The organism is Natronorubrum marinum, from assembly GCF_052040125.1.
Taxonomy (GTDB): domain Archaea; phylum Halobacteriota; class Halobacteria; order Halobacteriales; family Natrialbaceae; genus Natronorubrum.
Genome location: NZ_JBPPFV010000004.1, coordinates 322,455 through 341,075, shown reverse-complemented (window position 1 = coordinate 341,075; position 18,621 = coordinate 322,455). Strand labels below are relative to the sequence as shown.

Below are 18,621 nucleotides of genomic sequence, written 5' to 3'. Positions count from 1 at the left end.
ACCCGTCGAGTACTTTTTCGCGCTACGGATGCAGCGTGATTTTGATCCCTTCTCGCCGACGGGTCGCGTCGAAGGCGCGCTCGTACTCACCGAGCGGAAACGACGGGCCGAGTGCCGGCGAGAGGTCGGCGTTCTCCGCGATCGCGATCGCCCGTCGCCAACTCGAGTCGCGCCGGCCGTAGACCGTCGTGATCGAGACGCCCCGCCGAACGAGCCGAGTGAGATCGACGGGAACCGTCTCCGAGCCGTGGAAGATGCCGATCTGGACGATTTCGCCGTCGCGACGCGTCGCCGACGACGCGAGCGATACCGCGTCGGGATGTCCGGAGGCCTCGACGAAGACGTCGACCTCCTCGGCGAGTTTCGCCTCGGCGTTCTCAGCCGTGACCGTCCGCGTCGCACCGAGTTCGCGCGCGAGCGGCAGTCGATCCTCGCGGTCGTCCGCCGTCCCGATAACCGTGACCGAACTCGCGCCGCCGGCGACCGCCGCGACGAGCGCGCCGATCCCAACGGATCCGGGGCCGGAGATCGCGACGCTATCGCCGGGTTCGAACCCGGAGCGTTCGATCCCGTGGACGGCCAGTCCGAGCAACTCGAGAAAGACGCCTTCGTCCGCGCTCAATGAGCCGATTGGATAGAGCGTCTCCTGTGGTACCACGGCGTACTCCGCGAGTGCCCCGTCGAGGTCCGGATGGAGACCGACGATTCGCCGATCGGGACAGATACCGAACGACCCCGAGCGACAGAGCCGACAGCGGCCGCAGCCGAGGACGGGCTCCACCGCGACGCGCGTCCCCGCCTCGAACCCGTCGACGTCCGGCCCGGTTTCATCGATCACGCCGGCGAACTCGTGGCCGAACAGTTGCGGAAGCTGATCCGCGTAGTATCGTTTGCTCTCGTGCCAGTCGTAGATCAGCGCCTCCGCGCCGCCGTCGATACCGACCGACTCGACCCGAATTCGGACCTCGCCGGACCCCGGTTCGGGGACGGGAACGGACTCGAGTGCCATTCCCGGTTCGGGTCGCGTCTTCAGTACCGCAGTCATTCGATCCGCTGTGTTCGGCGTCACACCTGCGGTGACGCGAGGGGGAACCATATACTTCGGGTCGGAGATCCTCGGCTCGTACTAATCGAGTCGAATCCCCTCGGATCGAACCCCCGTTTACAGACCAGTGACGACCATGTAGACCACACTGAAGAGGGCGAACCAGAGGAGCGAGCGAAAGAGGAGTTTGCTATAGGCGTCTTTGATCGGCATCAGCTCGTGAAACTGGGATTCGGCTTCGAACAGCGATTCGACGAGGGATTGTTTTTCGTTGCTCATGCGAACGACTCCGTGTTCGGTTACGCCTCGAGGGTTTCGATGAGTTCGACGACGTATCCTTCCGGATCGGTGACGAACGCGATCTGAATCCCCTTCTCCTCGATGGTCCGTGGCTCGTCGACGACCTCGCTGTCGTACCGTTCGACGACCGTCTCGATCGTCTCGGCCATGTCAGCGACTTGGACGGCGAGGTGGTCGATGCCGGCCGGCTCGGGATTTCGATCGGTGTCGTCGTGTTTGAACTGGATCTCCGCGTCGCTCTCTCCGGCGACGTAGGTGTTGGTCACGCCGTCGAGGTCGAACTCGCGCGTCTGCTCGAGTCCGAGTCCGTCGCAGTAAAACGCCAGTTGTGCGTCGATGTCGTCGACCCAGATAGCCGTATGGAGGACGTCCATGCTATCTCCCACCAAGGCCCGGTACAAAAGCATATCGTCAGCGACGCCGGTTTCGCGACCGCTGTGGTTCGGGGACGACCGCGTCGCGAACCACACGACGGGTATCGGGTGAAATTACACTGTCTTTCACAGGGGATACCCTAAACCTTTACACTGTCTTCGGTCTCAGTACGGCTATGAAGGTTAACGAGGCAATTATCGATTGTCTGACCGAGAACGACGTCGACACGCTGTTCGGTATTCCGGGCAAACAGTCGCTCCCGCTGAACGAGAGCATCAGCGAGCGCGACGATATCCGGTTCGTCATGGCTCGCCACGAAACCGCCGTCTCACATCAAGCGTGGGGGTACGCCGAAACAAGCGGCGGAATGGCCGCCACGGTGGTCATCCCCGGGCCGGGCGATATGAACGCGATGAACGGGCTGAAAAACGCGCTGAACGACTGTACGCCGCTCCTGCACATCGCCGTCGAGACCGAACCGGAGATTCGCGGCGGCGACGGAATTCACGAGACGCCGCCGGACACCTACGACAACGTCGTCAAGGAGAACATTACCGTCGAGACGCCGGAGAGTACCGTCGCCGAACTCCAGCGGGCGATCGACGCCGCCCAGACGGCCCCGAAAGGACCCGTTCGGATCGGGATCCCGAAGAACTTTCTTAAGATGGACGTTCCGCTCGCCGAGCGCGGCGAAATCGACCGCCAGTCGTTCAGCGGCGTCCCCGAGGCGAAACTCGACGCCGCGGCGGACCTCCTCGCAGACGCGTCGAGGCCGATCATCGTCGCCGGCGGCGGCGTTAGAGCGGCCGACGCGAGCGACGAACTGCGAGCGGTCGCCGAACGGCTCGAGGCCCCGGTCATCCTCACGTACAAGGGGAAGGCCGTCTTCCCCGACGATCACGAACTCATGGGCGGCGTGCTCTGTGGCGGCACCGGCACGGACGTGAAGGAACTCGTCGCCGAATCGGACGCCGCACTCGGCGTCGGCACGGACTTCGACGCCCTCACCATGCACGGCTGGTCGATCGAGGTGCCGGACGATTTGGTCCACGTGACACTCGAGGCCGGCGACATCGGGACCGGCTACGACGCGGCGGTCGGAATCGTGGCTGATGCGGCCCGCACGCTCGCGGCCCTCGACGACACGCTGGCCGACCGAACGATCGCCGAGGGGACCGGACTGGAGCGCGCTCGAGCGACGCGGGCCGCAATCGACGAGCGACTCGAGGAACTGCGCGGGATAACGGAGCCGCCGCTGACGTCCGTCACGGCACTGGACGCGATTCGAGAGGGGACACCGGCCGACGCGATCATCTCCCTCGATGCGGGCGGATATCGGCTGTGGGCGCTCCAGATGTTTCCGATATACGAGCCTCGCGATCACGTCAGTCCGGGCTCGTGGGCGACGATGGGGACGGGAGTCCCCGCCGCGATCGGAGCGAAGATGGCGAACCCGGAGCGGGACGTCGTGGCGCTCTCGGGCGACGGCGGGCTGATGATGTGCGTTCATGAACTCCACACGCTAGCAGACGAGGGGATCGACGTGACAGTCGTCGTTCTCAACAACAGCGACTACGCAATCATCAGTGAGGACGCCAGACGAAACTACCGGATGGACGAGGGTGAGTACGGCTGGGAGGAGACGCCGGTCTCGTACACGACCGTTGCGGATGGCCTCGGCATCGATGTCGACCGCGCGGAAACACCGGCTGAGATCGAATCCGCAGTAGCTGACGCTATCGCAAGCGATGGCCCGACGCTCGTCGAAATTCCGACCGACCCCTACGAACCGCAGTCGAGCGTCTGGATGAACAAGTAACGGAATCCCGGCCTCGAGCCGCCGGGAGAAGTTACATCTCGCCGAAAAGAGTCGCGTTTCGTCTGTGTTCGATATTACTGCTGGCTCGAGACACTCTCGTCGTACGTTTCGCGGATCCGTTCGCCGGTTTCGATGAGCGTTGTCATGTCCTTGCCCGCGATTTGAAAGTCGAACCCTCGTTCGACGCGGTCCGCGACGTCGGCCTCCCGAACCGTGAGCGTGCCGACGGGCGTGTCGGTGTTCGCTCCGGCTTCGATACTGCGAGCCATCGCGTCGGTGAGCTCGGGTGCGTCCCACTCGGCGAAGACGCCGAGGGACGCCGAGAGGTCGGCCGGGCCGACGAAGAGCGCGTCGATCCCCTCTACCGCCGCGATGGCCGCGGCGTGTTCGACGCCGGTCGGCGTTTCGATCTGTGCGATCGTGAGCAACGACCGGTGCTCCTCCGCGACGTAGTCGACGAAGTTCTGGCCGTAGCCGGCCGCACGACCCGAGGCGATTCCGCGATCGCCGTCGGGCGGATACCGCGTCGCCCGGACGAGTTCGGCGGCAGCGTCCGGCGTGTCGATCATCGGAACCATGATCCCGTCGACCCCGATATCGAGGATCCGCTTGATCCGAACCGGGTCGTTCCAGGCGGGGCGGACGATTACTCCGAGTTCTCCGGGCGACGCAGCGGCCGCACGGGCGAGTTCGGCGACGGTCTCGAGACTCATCGCGGTGTGTTCCGTGTCGATGAGAACGAAGTCGAATCCCGCTCTCGCGGCCGCTTCGACTATCGCCGGGTGGCCGATCGAGACCCACGTCCCGAGAGCGTCGCCGTCAGCAAATCGGGACCTGAAGCTCTCTCCGTCCGCGTCAGTTGTCATCGTGCCCTCGCTTTCGATGCGAGGAGCAAAAGCCTGTGGGTTGGAGTGACACATCCTCGGTCATCGGAGACGAATTTCCTCGAGGTCGGGGACCGTTCAAGGCGGTAGTAACGCCATATATGTGGTAGCATTTCCCAAAGGATTTTCTCGAGTGATGACATCGGAGGGAGTATGAAGCCCTTAGACGATCTAACCGTCGTTGATTTCACTCAGTCGATAGCGGGTCCCGTCTGTACGCAGTTGCTCGCCGAGATGGGGGCGACCGTTCTGAAGGTCGAACCGCCGTCGGGCGACTCGTTTCGGAACTTGATGAACGGGAACTTGTTCACCCCCTTCAACCACGGGAAGCAGAGCCTGTGTGTCGATATCAAAACCGACGCAGGGCGTTCGATCGTCACGGAACTCGTCGACGAGGCCGACGTGATCGTGGAGAGCTTTCGGCCCGGCGTTCTCGAGAAGTACGATCTCGACTACGAGTCGGTTACGGCCCGAAACGAAGACGTCGTCTACTGTTCGTTGTCGGGCTTCGGCCGAACCGGCCCGTATCAGTCGTATCCCGGCTACGACCCCTGTATTCAGGCCGTCTCGGGGCTCATGGCGACCACCGGCTACAGCGATCGGCCGCCAGTCCGAATCCGCGCGAGTCTGATCGACTGCGGGACGGGTGCGAACGCCGCATTCGCGATCCTCACCGCTGTCCGCCACCGTGACCGCGGCGGGGGCGGAACTCACATCGACATCTCGCTGTTCGACGTCGCGATCTCCTGGATGTCCTACTGGATCACGAACTACGACCAGTCGGGATCGCTCCCCGAACGCGCGGGGGGCAAGGGCATCGGCAGCGCGCCGAACGGGGTCTTCCCGACGGCCGACGGTCACATTTACGTCGCGACGCTCTCGGAAGCGATGTACGAGCGACTCTGTACGGCCCTCGATCGAACCGATCTGCTCGAGGAGGATCGGTTCGAAACGATCGATGACCGCATGGACCACCGGGAAGCACTCCGGGACGAGCTCATCCCGGAGTTCACGGAATTTACGTCGGCAGCACTCGAGCGAAAACTACTCGACGCGGGGATTCCGGCCGGAGCCGTTCAGACGGTCCGAGATCTCGTGGAGAACGACGAACACGTCGAGGCGCGGTCGATGATCGTCGACAGCTACAATCCGGAGGTCGACGAGCAGGTCCTGACGGCGTCGCTTCCGTTCCGCTTCAGTTCGGACATCCACGACGGGCAGTTCTCCTCGCGACCGCCGAAGAAGGGCGAACACACCGATCACATCCTCGAGGCGCTGTCGTACTCGGACGACGAAATCGAGCGATTTCACGAACACGGTGCGGTCATCTCGAGTTCGTAGCCCGTCGCCGACTCAGAAGCTCAGTTCTCGGGGATCCGGAACGCCAAGAGAATCATTCCGGCGGCGAACACGGCCAGAACCAGAAACATCTCGTCGAAAAACCCTCGGTCGGCCGCGGCACCGAACAGGACCGGACTGGTTGCCCCGATTGTAAAGCCGACGGATCGAAGGATGCCGAACCCCGTCCCGCGAATTTCCTCGGGGAGGGAGTGAAGCAACGATGGTTCGACGACCGTCGCAAAGCCGAGCAAGGTGCTCACGAGAGCGGTGACCGCGATAAGGATCCAGAGGTCGTCGACGTACGGGAGCGCAATGAGGCCGATCGTCGGTCCGCTCGCGACGATCGTGAGCGAGCGACGGATGCCGAACCGATCGTACGCGCCCCCTGCGAGCGGCTTGATGAGAATGCCGAGTGCAAAGAAGGTCCCGAACAGAAAGCTGGCGACGGTCGTCGAGAGCCCTTTCACCTCGACCAGATACGTCGGATAGAAGCTCGTGAACGCCTGCCAGACGAAGAGTCCGAGGATCAACACCGCCGTCGCGTACACCACCGACGGCTGGCGGAACACCGACGTGAGGACGTGGAGATCGTCGCGGCTGAACCCGGAGTCGTCCTCCGAAGCGCTCGGGGAACGGGCCGGGACGACGGCCCAGAGGACGACGGCCGCGAGCAGGAACAACGGAATCGCGAAGCCGAATCCGAGCTGCCACAGAAACGCCGCCGCGATCACGCTGGCGACCGGCGGCAGAACCGACTGACCGGCGTCCTGCGAGGCGGCCGTCACGCCGTTCGCAGCGCCGAGGCGGTCCGTGTACAGTCGCGGCAGGACGGTGTATCGACCGACCGCGTACAGCGCCGTTCCGAACCCGAACAGCGCCGTGGCGGCGAAGAGAACGATCGATGAGTTGGCGGTGACGACGAGCGTCAACGTTACCGCGGAGATCACCGCGCTCGCCGTGAGCGTGAATCGCTCTCCGAACCGGTCGGCGAGCACCCCGCCCGGAAACTGTCCCAGCGCGTAGGCGAGGAACAACACCGTTAGGAGGAGGCCGGCGGTCGTCAGGTCGAGCCCGTAGGCGGTCCTGAGATAGGGCAGCATCACGGGATAGATCATCCGAACGCCGATGGAGAGAAACCAACCGGCGGCAACCGCGGTGAGTATCCTCCCGCGGCCGCCGCTCCAGAGGTCGGCCACTCCGTTCCTGAGGTCGGAGAGGCTCCCGAAAGGGTTGCTTCCCACGGCGGAACGGTACTCAAGTACCGATGATAAGTATTCTGCTACGGCTGGACGGAGTATGGCGTAATTCGGGAGACGACGGGTGGCAGTTTCCGAGACGACGGACGGGCACCGTCCCGATTCGGAGCGACGGCTGTAAGAGAGACGGCCGACGACGACTCGACCGGACGCCGACGCATCGAGCGTTTCGACGGAAACCCGTATGCGTTTCCCAGTCCCACCGTGCGAAGATTGATACGACGACTGCACCTCCGAGAGAGTATGACAGGCAAACTCGAGCGGCTGGGCGTTCAGGAGTCCGTCGAAGCCATCTTTCCGCCGTCGGAGCTCGCGGCATTCCTCTCCGACCTCCCGGTCGACGTCTCCGTCGTCGACGAGGCGGGAATCGCCGACTGCGACGCGGTCGTCACGCGAAACCACTTCGACGCGCTGTTCGAGGTCGACTGGATTCACTCGACGCAGGCGGGCGTCGATCGCTTCCCGCTCGAGGCGCTCGCCGAGGATGGCATCGCACTCACCAACAGTACCGGAATCCACGGGAGAACGGTCGGCGAAACCGTCGCAGGCTACCTGCTCGCGTTCGCTCGTCGACTCCACGACCAGATCGCGAGCGCGACGGACCGGCGCTGGGAGCGACCGGAGTGGGACGAAGCGTTCACGCTCCCGGGTACCACCGCCTGCGTCGTCGGCACGGGGACGCTCGGCCGCGGCGTCGCCGACGTCCTCGGCTCGCTCGGCGTCGAGACGGTCGGCGTCCGGCGGTCCGACGACCCCCTCCCGGAGTTCGACGAGATGTACGCCATCGAAACCCTCCACGAACCCATCGCGGCGGCCGACTTCGTTATCGTCACCGTGCCGTTGACGGAGGCCACCCGCGGACTGTTCGACGCGCCGGAGTTCGACGCCATGCGATCGGACGCCTACTTCGTCAACGTCGCCCGCGGCGCAGTCGTCGACGAACGAGCGTTGATCGACGCCCTCGAGGCCGGCGACGTCGCGGGCGCCGCACTCGACGTGTTCGAGACCGAGCCGTTACCCGAGACGTCCCCGCTGTGGGAGCTGGACGAGGTCATCGTCACCCCGCACGCGGCAGCGTACACCCGCGATTACTTCCGCGACGTGGGCGGCATCGTCCGCGAGAACGTCGAACGGATCGGACGAGGCGAAGCCCTCATCAACCGGGTCGTCTGAGGTCTGAGAACGGGCGACGAGTCGCAAACTTTGCGTCGGCGACGGCACTCTCGAGAGCGGCAGCGTCGTACGGATGAATCGCGGAGCGTTCGAACGAGGAGGAGTAACGAGCGTTGGAGCGGGAGTACAAGGAGCGTTCGAACGGGAAAGGGGGAAACTGTTTAGCCAGCATGGTGGAAATACCGGTCATGGACTTCGAGCTGTCCGACGAACAGCGGCTGATCCGATCGCAGGTGCGCGATCTCTGCGACGAGTTCGGCGACGAGTACTGGCGCGAGAAAGACCTGAACCACGAGTATCCGACCGAGTTCTTCGAGGCGTTCGCCGATGGCGGCTGGTGCGGAATTACGATCCCCGAGTCGTACGGCGGACAGGGATACGGCGTGCAGGAGGCGTCGCTGGTCCAGCAGGAGATCGCCCGATCGGGTGCCGGAATGGCGGGGACGTCGATCACCGCACACCACACGTTTAGCACCGAACCGCTCGTCGCGTTCGCCGACGAGGAGCACAAGGAGCGCTACCTGCCGGATATCGCCGACGGTTCGGTGCAGGTCTGTACGGGCGTGACCGAACCGAACGCCGGGACGGACACCTCACGAATCGAGACGGTCGCAGAGCGCGACGACGACGAGTACGTGATCAACGGACAGAAGATCTGGACCTCGAAGGCCCAGGAGGCGGACGTGATCATGCTGCTTACTCGGACCGAACCTCGAGCGGAATCCGACCGATTCGGCGGTCTCACGCTCTTTTTCACCGAGTTTAGCCGGGACATGGACGGCGTCGAAGTGTCCGAAATCCCGAAGGCGGGACGGGGAGCGTCGGACTCGAACGAGGTCTGGTTCACCGACGTTCGTATCCCCGCCGACGACCGGATCGGCGAGGAGGGAAGCGGGTTCCGGTATCTCCTTCGGTTCGCCAACACCGAACGGATCGCGATCGCCTCGAACGCGGTCGGCGTCGGGCAAGCCGCGATCGAAAAAGCGGCCGCGTACGCCGGCGAGCGGGTCGTCTTCGGCAACCCCATCGGCTCGTATCAGGCGGTCCAGCATCCGCTCGCGGATTCATGGGCGAAACTCGAGCAGGACGAGCTCATGATCCGGAAGGCCGCGTGGCTCTACGACGCCGACCGCGACTGCGGCGCCGAGGCAAACGCCGTCAAACTCCGGGCGAGCGAGGATTCGCTCGAAGCCTGCGAACGCGCGATCCGCGCTCACGGCGGGATGGGCTACGCGAGCGAGTACGACGTCGAGCGCTACTGGCGCGAGACGATGATCAACGTCATCGCTCCGATCTCGAACGAGATGGTCAAAAACTACATCGCCGAACACGTCCTCGGTCTCCCGAAGTCCTACTGAGGCTGCCCCGTTTTGGCGTCGCCGAGCAGTGTGCCGTTTGCCGGAAAATCCACACTGATCTGGCCGCATTGTGAGTACCCGATTATGACCGCGTCGACGCGTGAGGAACGATGAGCTGGCAGTACAAGCACACGGTACTCACGCTCTGTACGTTCGCGTTCTTCGCGACGATGGTCGCACGCCTCGCTATCAGCCCCGTGGTGCCCGCCATCACCGACGATTTTCAGATCGGAAACACCGTCATCGGCATCGCGCTGACCGGGATGTGGTTGTCGTACGCGATCATGCAGTTTCCGAGCGGGATCCTCGCCGACCGGTTCGGAGAGCGATCGATTATTTTGGTATCGATCGGGGGAACAACCGTTATGAGCCTGCTGCTGGGACTTTCCCCGGTTTACGCCGTGTTCGTGCTCTCCATGGTCATCCTCGGCGCCGTCGCCGGACTCCACTACAGCGCGGCGACGACGCTTCTCGACCGGACGTACGATAACCTGGGGTTCGCTATCGGCGTCCACACGGTCGGCTCGTCGGCGGCGGGACTGGTCGCACCGATCGCCGCGGCCTGGATCAGCATTCAGTACGGCTGGCGGCCGGCCGTCGCGTTCGGAGCGATCGTCGCCGCCCCGATATTCGCGCTGTTCGTCTGGCGAATCCGCCCCGTCGAACCGCATCGGCCCGAGCAACCGCTCCGACAGCGGTTCCAGCTCGAGGCGGTCACGAACATCCTCAGCAAGCCGGAGATCGTGTTCACCGTCGCCATCGCGTCGGTCGGCGCGTTCGTCTGGCAAGGGACGGCCTCGTTCCTGCCGACGTTCCTCGTCGAGCATCGCGGGCAGTCGGCGACGCTCGCCGGCATCGTCTTCTCCGCGTACTTCGTCATCCAGTCGATCGTCAAACCCGGTATCGGTGCGGTGTCGGACCGCTTCGGTCGCGACGTGACGACCTTCGGTTGCATGGTCACCAGTGCAGCGGGGTTGGGGCTGTTCGTCGCGGTTCCCGGGGTCCTCGGTGTCGCCGGCGGCCTCGTACTGATCGGGAACGGACTGAGCTGGGCGGTCGCCGTGGAGCCGCGGTTCATGGACAACATGACCGACGAAGAGCGAGGCGCCGGCTTCGGACTCGTCCGGACGGTGTACCTCATCGTCGGCTCCTTCGGCTCCGTCGCAGTCGGGCTGTTTGCGGACGTTTTCGGCTGGGCGGCGTCGTTCGGCATGCTCATGGTCCTCTTGCTCCTCGTCGCCGTCGCGCTGGCCGTCAACTGGCTCCTGGATCTCGGTTACTGACCTTCTCGTCCCGGCTGCATCCACGCCCCGGGTATCAGACGGGTTTGTCGGCGGACGTCGTCGCAATCCGAACGGGAGAGCCTCGATTCGCACAGCTGTTCGACGTACCACGCTGACCACCGATTTCCGGTACATACTGATTTATGACTTCTTCGTCCATTGGTGGTGGCGGATATGCTCGAGCTATACCAGACTGAAACCTGCCCGTACTGCCAAAAGGTCCGCGAGAAGCTGTCGAATCTCGGCGTGTCGTACGTGATTCACAACCCGAGACTCGGTGGAAAGAGCGGCGGGGACGTAACTAACCAGCAGACGTACGACGAACTGACCGAACTCGGTGGAGCGGATCAGGTTCCCTTCCTGGTCGATACCGCACGCGGCGAGTCGATTTACGAAAGCGACGACATCATCGAATATCTGAACGAATACTACGCCTGACAGGGCTGTCCGGTTGTCACGAATCGGGTATCGAAATACGCGACCGGTTACAATATCGTCAGCTCACTGCTCGACCGGCTGGGACGGTTCGATAGCGTCGAGCCAGTCGAGGAACGTGTCGAGGATCCGGACCCGAAGATCGATGAGTTCCCGTCTGTAGCCGACTCGCTCTCGGTCGTCGACCTCCGCCTTGTGAGTGGCGTCGATCGTCCGCAGTTCCTCACGGGAGGTCTTCAGTTGATCCTTCAGGGCCCGGATCTCCGTCTGTTGGCCGTCGACCGAAAGATGGTGGAGAAAGCCCAGTTTCATCATCAGATGCGCACGAAAAGACGGATGAGAGACGTCCTGAATCGGCTTCGTGAGCAACGACTGCAAATGGTCACGACCGTCGCCGGTGAGTTTGTACATCGCCGCTTGCGTGGTGCTGTCGGTCGTTTCGACGTACCCGTCCTCGTTGAGTTGGTTGATCGTCGGAACGAGTATCCCGGTGCTCGCACCCCAGTAGCGACCGAAATTGTGGCGAAGTTTCTCGTGGACGGTTTTGACTGTGGCGCGCTCCCGTTCGGCCAAGACGCCGAGGATACCAAGACTCGCAAGCTCCCGTTGTTCCATAGCAAACCTACCGGTCCCACCATCTTAAAGCTAAACTCGAGGCGCTGTTGAAAGTTGGTTCGCCAGATGTATTATGACGTGATCCCTGCGACTTCTCCAGTCGTGGCAACAGAGACGGCTATGAGTTACTCCAGTTACAATCGATGGAGTGCCAGTGAATCGAGAAGTGGCTTCCCGAGACCGAGTGCGGGAAGACCGGACCGAACATCGGCGCGGTGTCATCTCAACGCAGCAAATTTGATGGAGTCGCTCGCGAGAGGGAAGACATGGACATCGACCCAGTCACCCTCGAGGCGGAGACGATCCGGTTAGAGCCGTTGTCCGTCGACGATCATCTCACCGATCTTCAAACGAACGGCTCCCAGTCGGTCATTTTTCGCTGGTTTGGAGAGGATATCTCCGACCCGGAGGCAATGTGCGACTGGGTCGAAGCCGCCGTCGAAGACCGCACGAACGGACGGGCGCTACCGTTTGTAACCGTCAGCCGGGAAACCGGCGAGGCGATCGGTTCCACCAGATTCGGCACCATCCAACCCGACCATCGCAGCGTCGAAATCGGGTGGACGTGGCTCACGCCCGACCACTGGCAAACGGCGGCCAACACCGAAGCGAAGTACCTGATGCTGGAGCACGCCTTCGAAGAGTGGGACTGCGTGCGCGTCGAATTCAAAACCGACTCGAGAAATCGACGGTCACGAGCGGCGATCGAACGACTCGGAGCGACCCAGGAAGGAATCCATCGACAGCACAGACACACCCATCAGGGGCTGCGCGATTCAGTCTACTTCAGCATTCTCGATACGGAGTGGCCGGTGGTGAAGCGACGTCTCCGCGAGAAACTCGACGACTGAGTTGGGCCGCGGCTTCCCCTGTTTCACGCGAATTACCGTCACGACGAGCTAGCCGATCGATGTCCACCGCAGGCATCGCGAGGACTGGTCGTCTCAGTTGTCGCTCGCTCAGCCGCCGATTTCGGCGACGGAGGATCAAAAGCTTTGCTACCACACACCAATTGTCGTGTCGATGACTCGAGATTCGTACGACGTAATCGTCCTCGGCGTCGGTGGAATGGGGAGTTCGGCCGTCTACCACCTGGCCAAGCGGGGCGTCGACGTGTTGGGGATCGAGCAGTACGACGTTCCCCACGGACGGGGATCCTCCCACGGAGATACTCGAATCTTTCGATTGACACAGCCCGAACACCCGACGTACGTTCCGCTCGCCGAGCGAGCGCGGACGCTCTGGCGCGACCTCGAGGCCGAATCGGGCGAGCGTCTCCTCACCGAAACGGGGTCGGTCCGTGCCGGCCCTGTCGACGCAGCGCACGTTTCGGCCGCAATCGAGTCCTGCGCGGCTAACGACGTACCGCACGAGATACTGTCTGGTGGGGCGCTTCGGGAGCGATTTCCGGGCTACGAGCTTCCCGACGACCACCGATGCGTCTACCAGCCGAACGGCGGTTTTCTCGCCTGTGAGCGGGCCATCTCGACGCACGTGACCTTCGCTCACGAACACGGCGGAACCGTCCACGCCCGCGAACGGGTGCTCGAGTGGACGCCTCGAGAACGCGGCGTCGAGGTCCGGACGAACCGCGGGACGTACGAGGCGGACCACCTCGTCGTTACCGCCGGCGCGTGGGCGGGCAAACGCATGCCGCTGCTCGAAAACGCGCTCTCGCCGCAGCGACGGGTGATGCTCTGGCTCCAGCCGACGGAACCGGCGAAGTTTACGCCGGAGACGTTCCCGGTATTCAACGTCGACGTTCCCGAGGGGGAGTTCTACGGCTTTCCGGTGGCCGAACGGCCCGGGTTCAAATTCGGCTACACGCCCTCCGGTGCCGATTCCATCGATCCGGACAATTGGGACGACGAGCCAACGCTCGAGGACGAAAGAAGACTGAGGCGACTCACCGAAAACCACTTTCCCGCTGCGTCGGGGCCGACGCTACGGCTCGCGACCTGCATCGTGACTCGCTCGCTCGACAGTCACTTCTACCTCGATACGCACCCGGAGTACCCCCACGTCTCGATCGCCGCGGGGTTCACCGGGCACGGGTTCAAATTCGCCAGCGTCGTCGGTGAGGTGCTGGCGGATTTCGCGATCGACGGCGACACCGACAACCCGATCGGCGTCCACCGGTTCGGGAGTCGGCTACAGAGTCGTGAGTAAGAAACTCGCGTGAGTACGAGAAGGGGCGATTGGGACGTCCGTACCGCCCTCGAGTCGGTGAGCCGGTTACGACGTCGGGCCGAGGTCGATTTCAAGCGACCTGATTCTCGAGGTCGTCGTACGATCCGCCGTCGGTGACGCGTTCGATATTCCGGGCGAGAATGTCCGCGATCCGAACCCAGTACTCCGGCGTGTAGCCGGAGTTGTGCGGCGTGATGTAGACGTTCCCGAGCGTCCACAGCGGATGGTCCTCGGGAAGCGGTTCGGGATCGGTGACGTCGAGGGCGGCGGCGTAGAGATCCTCACCGCGGAGCGCGGCCACCAGTTCGTCGGTGTCCACGAGCGGTCCGCGGCCGACGTTGATCAACACCGCGTCGGACGGCAACGTCGCCAGTTCGTCCGCTCCGATGAGTCCCCTGGTGGTCTCGCTCAGCGGACACGCGAGGACGAGATAGTCGACGCCGACCAGCGCCCGTTCGATCTCCTCGAAGCCGTAGACGTCGTCCGTCGGGCCGCCTTTCTCCGGCGTGTACCGAACGCCGACGGTCTCGACGCCGAAGCCCTCGAGACGCTCGACGATCGCCTGACCGATCGCGCCGAGTCCGACCACACAGACGCGCGAGCCGGAGAGGTCGCCCATCGCTTGGAAGTGCCGCCATTCGCGGCGGGCCTGCCGACGGAGTCCTTCGTCGAGACGCCGCGTGATCAACAATATCCAGCCGATCACGTGCTCGGCGATGTTCGGCCCGTGAATCCCTGACGCGTTAGTCACGGCGATATCTCGCCCTCGGAACGCGTCGAGGTCGAGGTGGCCGACGCCGGCCGACGAACATGCGAACAGCCGAAGGTTCTCGGCCGCTTCGAACAACTCCGGACGAAGGTCACGACCGACGACGGCCGTCGCGTCGCGAACGAGTTCGAGTTCCTCGCGTCTCGAGGACGCGTGTCGAACCTCGACGTCGGAGCGGAGATCCCGGAGCCGGTCAGCGCACTCACTGGACGGGATACCGTGTGCTGTCCCGTGGAGAACGACGATTTTCTGCATGATGGTGCCTCGAGCGCCAGCGGGTTAAGCGTATACCGCACGGCGACTCTCGCGGCGTCGATGCTCGGCTCGGACGCCACTCGTGTTTGGACGGCGTCGAGAGTCGGGTTCAGGACGACGGAGCCGACACGTGCTCGACCTCCCACTCCGAGTCCGGCACCACGGCTTCGATTTCGATCTCGATGTTGCCGCGAACGATCGATCCGATCTCGAGCAGCGCGCTCGCCGGGAGGTGCTCGCGGTCGAAGAATTCCCCGCGAACCTCGCGGATCGTTTCGAACTCGTCGTCCATCACGTCCTGGACGTACGTCCGGATCCGAACGACGTCGTTCATCTCACCACCTGTTGTGCGAGCAACGCCCGGATCGTCTCGAGGACCTCTCTGGTCTGGGCCTCGATAGAATCCGTCGCCGTCTCGACGGGCGTGACACCCGACAAGAACACGCGCTTGTACCCGTCGAAGTCGACGGCGACGCCCCTCGAGTACGCAGTTTCGCTGACGACGTCCGAGTCCGCCACGAGATCGTTTCCTGCAGTCGGGTCGATGATAGTTTTTCGCATGCCACCGTTCGGTTGGTCGAACGAGCAAATAATACTGATCGCGCCCGCATCGTCTCGAAACGGCTTCGACGCCGTGATCGATAGGGGCGAACACAGGAGGTAAGGCGCTACGTGGTGTGGTCTCGGCCAACACTATGCGCGTCGCCGCACTCACCAGTCACGAGACGCCCCCCGAGATCGAAATTCAGGACCGGCCAGCGCCGAGTCCGGGTCCCGGCGAAGCGATCGTTCGCGTCGAAGCCGCCGCGCTCAACCACCGGGATCTCTGGAAACTCGAGGACGACGATCGACTCACCGCCGAGGACCTCCCGTTCGTTCCCGGCGGCGATCTGGCAGGCATCGTCGAGGAGACGGCCGCCAACGTTTCGACCGTTTCTGAGGGAGACCGCGTCGTCCTCTGTCCGCTCGAGACCTGCGGGACCTGCCGGTTCTGTCGCGAAGGTCCCGAAAACATGTGCGAGAACTACAGCAGCTACGACGGCGCGTTCGCCGAACGGGCGGTCGTCGACGCGGACCGACTCGTCGAACTCCCCGAGTCCGTCGGTTTCGTCGATGCGGCGGCGCTTCCGATCGCGTACGTGACTGCGTTCAGGATGCTCCAGCGCGCCGGAACCACGGCCGGCGATCTCGTCTTCGTTCCGGGTGCGACCGGCGGCGTCGGCGTGGCGGCGATTCAGCTTGCGACGATTCTGGGTGCCGAAACGATCGGGACGTCGACCGTCGAACCGAAACTCCGAACGGTCGAGTCCCTCGGCCTCAGTCACTCGATTCACACCGGCGATCCCGACGAGATGCGGACAGCGGTCGCCGCGATCGGTGATGTGGACGTCACGATCAACCACCTCGGCGGACCGTTTACTCGCGTCGGACTCGAGGTGTTGCGAACGAACGGGGCGATGGTCGTCTGTGGACGGACGGCTGGCCAGTTTCCCGAATTCGACGCTCGAGACCTCTACTTCGGTCACAAACGCCTCTTCGGAAGCACGCTCGGAACGCAGGTCGACCTCGAGAAACTCGTCGGCTTCGTCGAAACCGGGCGATTGGACCCGGTCATTGCCAGGGAGTATCCGCTGGCGGAAACTGCACGGATGATCGATGAGATGCGATCTCGGAATGCGGTCGGAAAGCTCGTCGTACGTCCCCAGCAGTAGTTCGAAGTCATCGATTCGGGTGTCTAGAACGCAGTTTTGATCGCGTTCTCGAGGATGTCGACCGCCCCGTCGATCTCGGTTTCGGTCACACAGAGCGGCGGTGAGACGAGAAGCTGGATACCGGGGCGGCCCATGCCGAATATCGCACCGTTCTCGCCGGCCGCGGAGAGGACCGTTTTGACCGGATTGTCGGCGTCGCTCACCCGCGGATCTACGAACGGCTCGCCCGTCTCGGGATCGGTGAACTCGACGCCCCAGAGGAGGCCGCGGCCGTGAACCGACGAGACGACATCGAACCGTTCCTCCAGTGCGGTGAGTCGGGATTCGAGGTGGGGCGCAACCGATCGCGTGTTCTCGAGCAGTTCGTTCTCGTAGACGTCCATCGCGGCTAGTCCGGCGGCACACCCGACCGGATGGCCGGCGAACGTCTGGCCGACATCGAACCCCTCTTCCGCGACGTAGTCGGCGATTTCCGCGTTCATCATCACGCCAGCCAGCGGAACGTACGAACTCGTGACCCCCTTCGCAAACGTCATCAGATCGGGTTGGACGCCCTCGCTCTGGGCACCGAACCACTCGCCCGTTCGGCCGAAGCCGGTGATCACTTCGTCCGCGATCAGCAGGATATCGTACTCGTCACAGAGTTCGCGGACGCGGTCGAAATAGCCCGGCGGCGCGGTGAAGCCGCCGCTCGAGCCCGCAACGATTTCGGTGAGGATCGCGGCGATCGAATCGGGTCCCTCGTTGCGGATGACGAACTCGAGGTGGTTCGCCGCCTGTTCGGCGAGCGCTTCGGGCGAATCCGCATCGAACGCTGCTGGTATTGGCGGCAGGAACTTGGCGTTTCCAGTCGTCGCAGCGTGCGATTCGATAAAGGAGTGCGTCTCAGTGTCGCCCGTCAGACTGGCCGTTCCGTAGGTCGCCCCGTGGTATGACCGCCATCTGGTGAGTATCTTCGGTGCGTCGGCGTACTCCCGTGCGAGCATCACCGCCGCTTCGTTCGCTTCGCTTCCCGAGATCGAAAACAGCGTTTGAGACATCGAGTCCGGCGCGACCTCGAGCAGTCGCGTGACGAGTTCGTTTCGGGTGTCGTTGTGCGTTCCGGAGGAGACGTACGGAATTCGGGCCAGTTGGTCCGCGATCGCATCGATAATCCGTTGGTTGCTGTGGCCCGCGTTGACGCAGTACAGCTGCGATTGAAAGTCCAGATAAGCCCTTCCGCCGGCGTCGAATACCTCGACGCCGTCGCCGTCGACCAGCGTCGGAACGTCGTCGTTGTCCGCCGAGTACCAGTGGGGGATCGTTTTCGCCGCGCTCTCGGGTTCATCGTCTACTTGTTCGATTGCCATACTCGTCCTATGGTATCTATACCCACACACATGAGCTAATGGGTCCGCTTCTGGAGATCCCGAGCGATCAGTTCGCCGAATCGAGAACTCGGATAGTGAATCCAGCTACTGCGAAAGTGATCCTTTCTGGTCCATTTCACCAGTGGTGTTTTAGACGAGTCGACGCGAACGAACCGTAGCCTCGCATGTCCACTACCATCGGTTCGAACGGTGAAAACGCGACGATAACGCTGTACCGACTCCACGGCTGTCCCTACTGCGAACTCGTCGTTCGGCGACTCGAGCGATACGATGTGCCGTATCGCTCCCGATTCGTCGCGGGTGAGCACAGTCGCCGAAACGCCGTCGCTCGCGCGTCGGGAACGCGATCGGTGCCCGTCGTGATCGATCACGAACGCGGCGTAACGATGCCCGAAAGCGGCCGGATCCTCGAGTACCTCGATCGAACGTACGGCGACGGAG

19 protein-coding genes and 1 pseudogene are annotated in these 18,621 nt (G+C 63.3%); 10 read left to right on the top strand and 10 right to left on the bottom strand.

Annotated features, from left to right (window positions below):
* Positions 1 to 22: 22 nt before the first annotated feature.
* The 3 genes from ACSFC5_RS21525 to ACSFC5_RS21515 form a co-directional block, all read right to left on the bottom strand.
* Positions 23 to 1,069, bottom strand: coding sequence for a zinc-dependent alcohol dehydrogenase (locus tag ACSFC5_RS21525; protein ID WP_440767259.1), 1,047 nt, complete (start codon positions 1,067 to 1,069; stop codon positions 23 to 25).
* A 93-nt stretch (positions 1,070 to 1,162) separates the two neighbouring features.
* Positions 1,163 to 1,324, bottom strand: coding sequence for a hypothetical protein (locus ACSFC5_RS21520; protein WP_440767258.1), 162 nt, complete (start codon positions 1,322 to 1,324; stop codon positions 1,163 to 1,165).
* A gap of 20 nt (positions 1,325 to 1,344) precedes the next feature.
* Positions 1,345 to 1,719, bottom strand: coding sequence for a VOC family protein (locus ACSFC5_RS21515; protein WP_440767257.1), 375 nt, complete (start codon positions 1,717 to 1,719; stop codon positions 1,345 to 1,347).
* Between the two features lie 176 nt (positions 1,720 to 1,895).
* Here ACSFC5_RS21515 and ACSFC5_RS21510 point away from each other — a divergent pair, with 176 nt between their 5' ends.
* Complete coding sequence (locus ACSFC5_RS21510; RefSeq protein WP_440767256.1) at positions 1,896 to 3,539, top strand: thiamine pyrophosphate-binding protein; 1,644 nt, start codon at positions 1,896 to 1,898, stop codon at positions 3,537 to 3,539.
* 74 nt (positions 3,540 to 3,613) lie between these two features.
* On the opposite strand, the gene ACSFC5_RS21505 is transcribed toward ACSFC5_RS21510, so the two are convergent.
* Positions 3,614 to 4,405, bottom strand: a complete 792-nt coding sequence (locus ACSFC5_RS21505) for an HpcH/HpaI aldolase family protein (RefSeq protein ID WP_440767255.1) — start codon at positions 4,403 to 4,405, stop codon at positions 3,614 to 3,616.
* A 171-nt stretch (positions 4,406 to 4,576) separates the two neighbouring features.
* Here ACSFC5_RS21505 and ACSFC5_RS21500 point away from each other — a divergent pair, with 171 nt between their 5' ends.
* The gene (locus ACSFC5_RS21500; protein ID WP_440767254.1) at positions 4,577 to 5,764 is read left to right on the top strand and encodes a CaiB/BaiF CoA transferase family protein; all 1,188 of its coding nucleotides are present in this window, start codon (positions 4,577 to 4,579) and stop codon (positions 5,762 to 5,764) included.
* 20 nt (positions 5,765 to 5,784) lie between these two features.
* Here the strand turns inward: ACSFC5_RS21500 and ACSFC5_RS21495 are convergent, their stop codons facing one another.
* Entirely contained in the window at positions 5,785 to 7,005 is a 1,221-nt protein-coding gene (locus ACSFC5_RS21495) for an MFS transporter (protein WP_440767253.1), read from the bottom strand.
* 258 nt (positions 7,006 to 7,263) lie between these two features.
* On the opposite strand from ACSFC5_RS21495, the gene ddh reads away from it, so the two are divergent.
* The 4 genes from ddh to ACSFC5_RS21475 all read left to right on the top strand — a co-directional run bounded on the left by ddh (position 7,264) and on the right by ACSFC5_RS21475 (position 11,272).
* Positions 7,264 to 8,193, top strand: a complete 930-nt coding sequence (gene ddh / locus ACSFC5_RS21490) for a D-2-hydroxyacid dehydrogenase (protein ID WP_440767252.1) — start codon at positions 7,264 to 7,266, stop codon at positions 8,191 to 8,193.
* A 188-nt stretch (positions 8,194 to 8,381) separates the two neighbouring features.
* Positions 8,382 to 9,551: an acyl-CoA dehydrogenase family protein gene (locus ACSFC5_RS21485; protein WP_440767251.1), complete on the top strand. Its 1,170-nt coding sequence runs from the start codon at positions 8,382 to 8,384 to the stop codon at positions 9,549 to 9,551.
* Between the two features lie 110 nt (positions 9,552 to 9,661).
* Positions 9,662 to 10,834 carry an MFS transporter gene (locus tag ACSFC5_RS21480; protein WP_440767250.1) on the top strand — a complete coding sequence of 391 codons (1,173 nt, stop codon included), beginning with the start codon at positions 9,662 to 9,664 and terminating at the stop codon, positions 10,832 to 10,834.
* Positions 10,835 to 11,008: 174 nt separating this feature from the next.
* Complete coding sequence (locus tag ACSFC5_RS21475; protein WP_440767249.1) at positions 11,009 to 11,272, top strand: glutathione S-transferase N-terminal domain-containing protein; 264 nt, start codon at positions 11,009 to 11,011, stop codon at positions 11,270 to 11,272.
* Positions 11,273 to 11,335: 63 nt separating this feature from the next.
* On the opposite strand, the gene ACSFC5_RS21470 is transcribed toward ACSFC5_RS21475, so the two are convergent.
* Positions 11,336 to 11,884, bottom strand: coding sequence for a hypothetical protein (locus ACSFC5_RS21470; protein WP_440767248.1), 549 nt, complete (start codon positions 11,882 to 11,884; stop codon positions 11,336 to 11,338).
* Between the two features lie 266 nt (positions 11,885 to 12,150).
* Here ACSFC5_RS21470 and ACSFC5_RS21465 point away from each other — a divergent pair, with 266 nt between their 5' ends.
* The gene (locus tag ACSFC5_RS21465; protein WP_440767247.1) at positions 12,151 to 12,735 is read left to right on the top strand and encodes a GNAT family N-acetyltransferase; all 585 of its coding nucleotides are present in this window, start codon (positions 12,151 to 12,153) and stop codon (positions 12,733 to 12,735) included.
* Positions 12,736 to 12,907: 172 nt separating this feature from the next.
* Positions 12,908 to 14,053 (top strand): N-methyl-L-tryptophan oxidase, encoded by a 1,146-nt coding sequence (gene solA, locus ACSFC5_RS21460; RefSeq protein WP_440767246.1) that lies wholly within the window; start codon positions 12,908 to 12,910, stop codon positions 14,051 to 14,053.
* Positions 14,054 to 14,144: 91 nt separating this feature from the next.
* On the opposite strand, the gene ACSFC5_RS21455 is transcribed toward solA, so the two are convergent.
* The 3 genes from ACSFC5_RS21455 to ACSFC5_RS21445 all read right to left on the bottom strand — a co-directional run bounded on the left by ACSFC5_RS21455 (position 14,145) and on the right by ACSFC5_RS21445 (position 15,659).
* On the bottom strand, positions 14,145 to 15,098 hold the full coding sequence (locus ACSFC5_RS21455; RefSeq protein ID WP_440767245.1) for a D-2-hydroxyacid dehydrogenase: 954 nt from the start codon (positions 15,096 to 15,098) through the stop codon (positions 14,145 to 14,147).
* A 109-nt stretch (positions 15,099 to 15,207) separates the two neighbouring features.
* A complete protein-coding gene (locus tag ACSFC5_RS21450) occupies positions 15,208 to 15,432 on the bottom strand; it encodes a RidA family protein (protein WP_440767244.1) in 225 nt (74 codons plus the stop codon).
* Positions 15,429 to 15,659, bottom strand: coding sequence for a RidA family protein (locus ACSFC5_RS21445; RefSeq protein WP_440767243.1), 231 nt, complete (start codon positions 15,657 to 15,659; stop codon positions 15,429 to 15,431). The genes ACSFC5_RS21450 and ACSFC5_RS21445 overlap by 4 nt, the downstream gene beginning before the upstream one ends.
* 134 nt (positions 15,660 to 15,793) lie before the next feature.
* Between ACSFC5_RS21445 and ACSFC5_RS21440 the strand changes: the two genes are divergently transcribed.
* A complete protein-coding gene (locus ACSFC5_RS21440; RefSeq protein ID WP_440767242.1) occupies positions 15,794 to 16,810 on the top strand; it encodes an alcohol dehydrogenase catalytic domain-containing protein in 1,017 nt (338 codons plus the stop codon).
* A 23-nt stretch (positions 16,811 to 16,833) separates the two neighbouring features.
* Here the strand turns inward: ACSFC5_RS21440 and ACSFC5_RS21435 are convergent, their stop codons facing one another.
* Positions 16,834 to 18,159 carry an aminotransferase family protein gene (locus ACSFC5_RS21435; RefSeq protein WP_440767241.1) on the bottom strand — a complete coding sequence of 442 codons (1,326 nt, stop codon included), beginning with the start codon at positions 18,157 to 18,159 and terminating at the stop codon, positions 16,834 to 16,836.
* 185 nt (positions 18,160 to 18,344) lie between these two features.
* Here ACSFC5_RS21435 and ACSFC5_RS21430 point away from each other — a divergent pair.
* A pseudogene (locus ACSFC5_RS21430) lies at positions 18,345 to 18,602 on the top strand (glutaredoxin family protein); the annotation flags it as partial.
* Positions 18,603 to 18,621: the final 19 nt, after the last annotated feature.

Excerpts from the sequence above, each read along its gene's own strand:
- ACSFC5_RS21520 (WP_440767258.1), bottom strand. The coding sequence starts at position 1,324 with ATGAGCAACGAAAAACAATCCCTCGTCGAATCGCTGTTCGAAGCCGAA.
- ACSFC5_RS21515 (WP_440767257.1), bottom strand. The coding sequence starts at position 1,719 with ATGGACGTCCTCCATACGGCTATCTGGGTCGACGACATCGACGCACAA.
- ACSFC5_RS21510 (WP_440767256.1), top strand. The coding sequence starts at position 1,896 with ATGAAGGTTAACGAGGCAATTATCGATTGTCTGACCGAGAACGACGTC.
- ACSFC5_RS21505 (WP_440767255.1), bottom strand. The coding sequence starts at position 4,405 with ATGACAACTGACGCGGACGGAGAGAGCTTCAGGTCCCGATTTGCTGAC.
- ACSFC5_RS21500 (WP_440767254.1), top strand. The coding sequence starts at position 4,577 with ATGAAGCCCTTAGACGATCTAACCGTCGTTGATTTCACTCAGTCGATA.
- ddh (WP_440767252.1), top strand. The coding sequence starts at position 7,264 with ATGACAGGCAAACTCGAGCGGCTGGGCGTTCAGGAGTCCGTCGAAGCC.
- ACSFC5_RS21485 (WP_440767251.1), top strand. The coding sequence starts at position 8,382 with ATGGACTTCGAGCTGTCCGACGAACAGCGGCTGATCCGATCGCAGGTG.
- ACSFC5_RS21480 (WP_440767250.1), top strand. The coding sequence starts at position 9,662 with ATGAGCTGGCAGTACAAGCACACGGTACTCACGCTCTGTACGTTCGCG.
- ACSFC5_RS21475 (WP_440767249.1), top strand. The coding sequence starts at position 11,009 with ATGCTCGAGCTATACCAGACTGAAACCTGCCCGTACTGCCAAAAGGTC.
- ACSFC5_RS21470 (WP_440767248.1), bottom strand. The coding sequence starts at position 11,884 with ATGGAACAACGGGAGCTTGCGAGTCTTGGTATCCTCGGCGTCTTGGCC.
- ACSFC5_RS21465 (WP_440767247.1), top strand. The coding sequence starts at position 12,151 with ATGGACATCGACCCAGTCACCCTCGAGGCGGAGACGATCCGGTTAGAG.
- solA (WP_440767246.1), top strand. The coding sequence starts at position 12,908 with ATGACTCGAGATTCGTACGACGTAATCGTCCTCGGCGTCGGTGGAATG.
- ACSFC5_RS21455 (WP_440767245.1), bottom strand. The coding sequence starts at position 15,098 with ATGCAGAAAATCGTCGTTCTCCACGGGACAGCACACGGTATCCCGTCC.
- ACSFC5_RS21450 (WP_440767244.1), bottom strand. The coding sequence starts at position 15,432 with ATGAACGACGTCGTTCGGATCCGGACGTACGTCCAGGACGTGATGGAC.
- ACSFC5_RS21445 (WP_440767243.1), bottom strand. The coding sequence starts at position 15,659 with ATGCGAAAAACTATCATCGACCCGACTGCAGGAAACGATCTCGTGGCG.
- ACSFC5_RS21440 (WP_440767242.1), top strand. The coding sequence starts at position 15,794 with ATGCGCGTCGCCGCACTCACCAGTCACGAGACGCCCCCCGAGATCGAA.
- ACSFC5_RS21435 (WP_440767241.1), bottom strand. The coding sequence starts at position 18,159 with ATGGCAATCGAACAAGTAGACGATGAACCCGAGAGCGCGGCGAAAACG.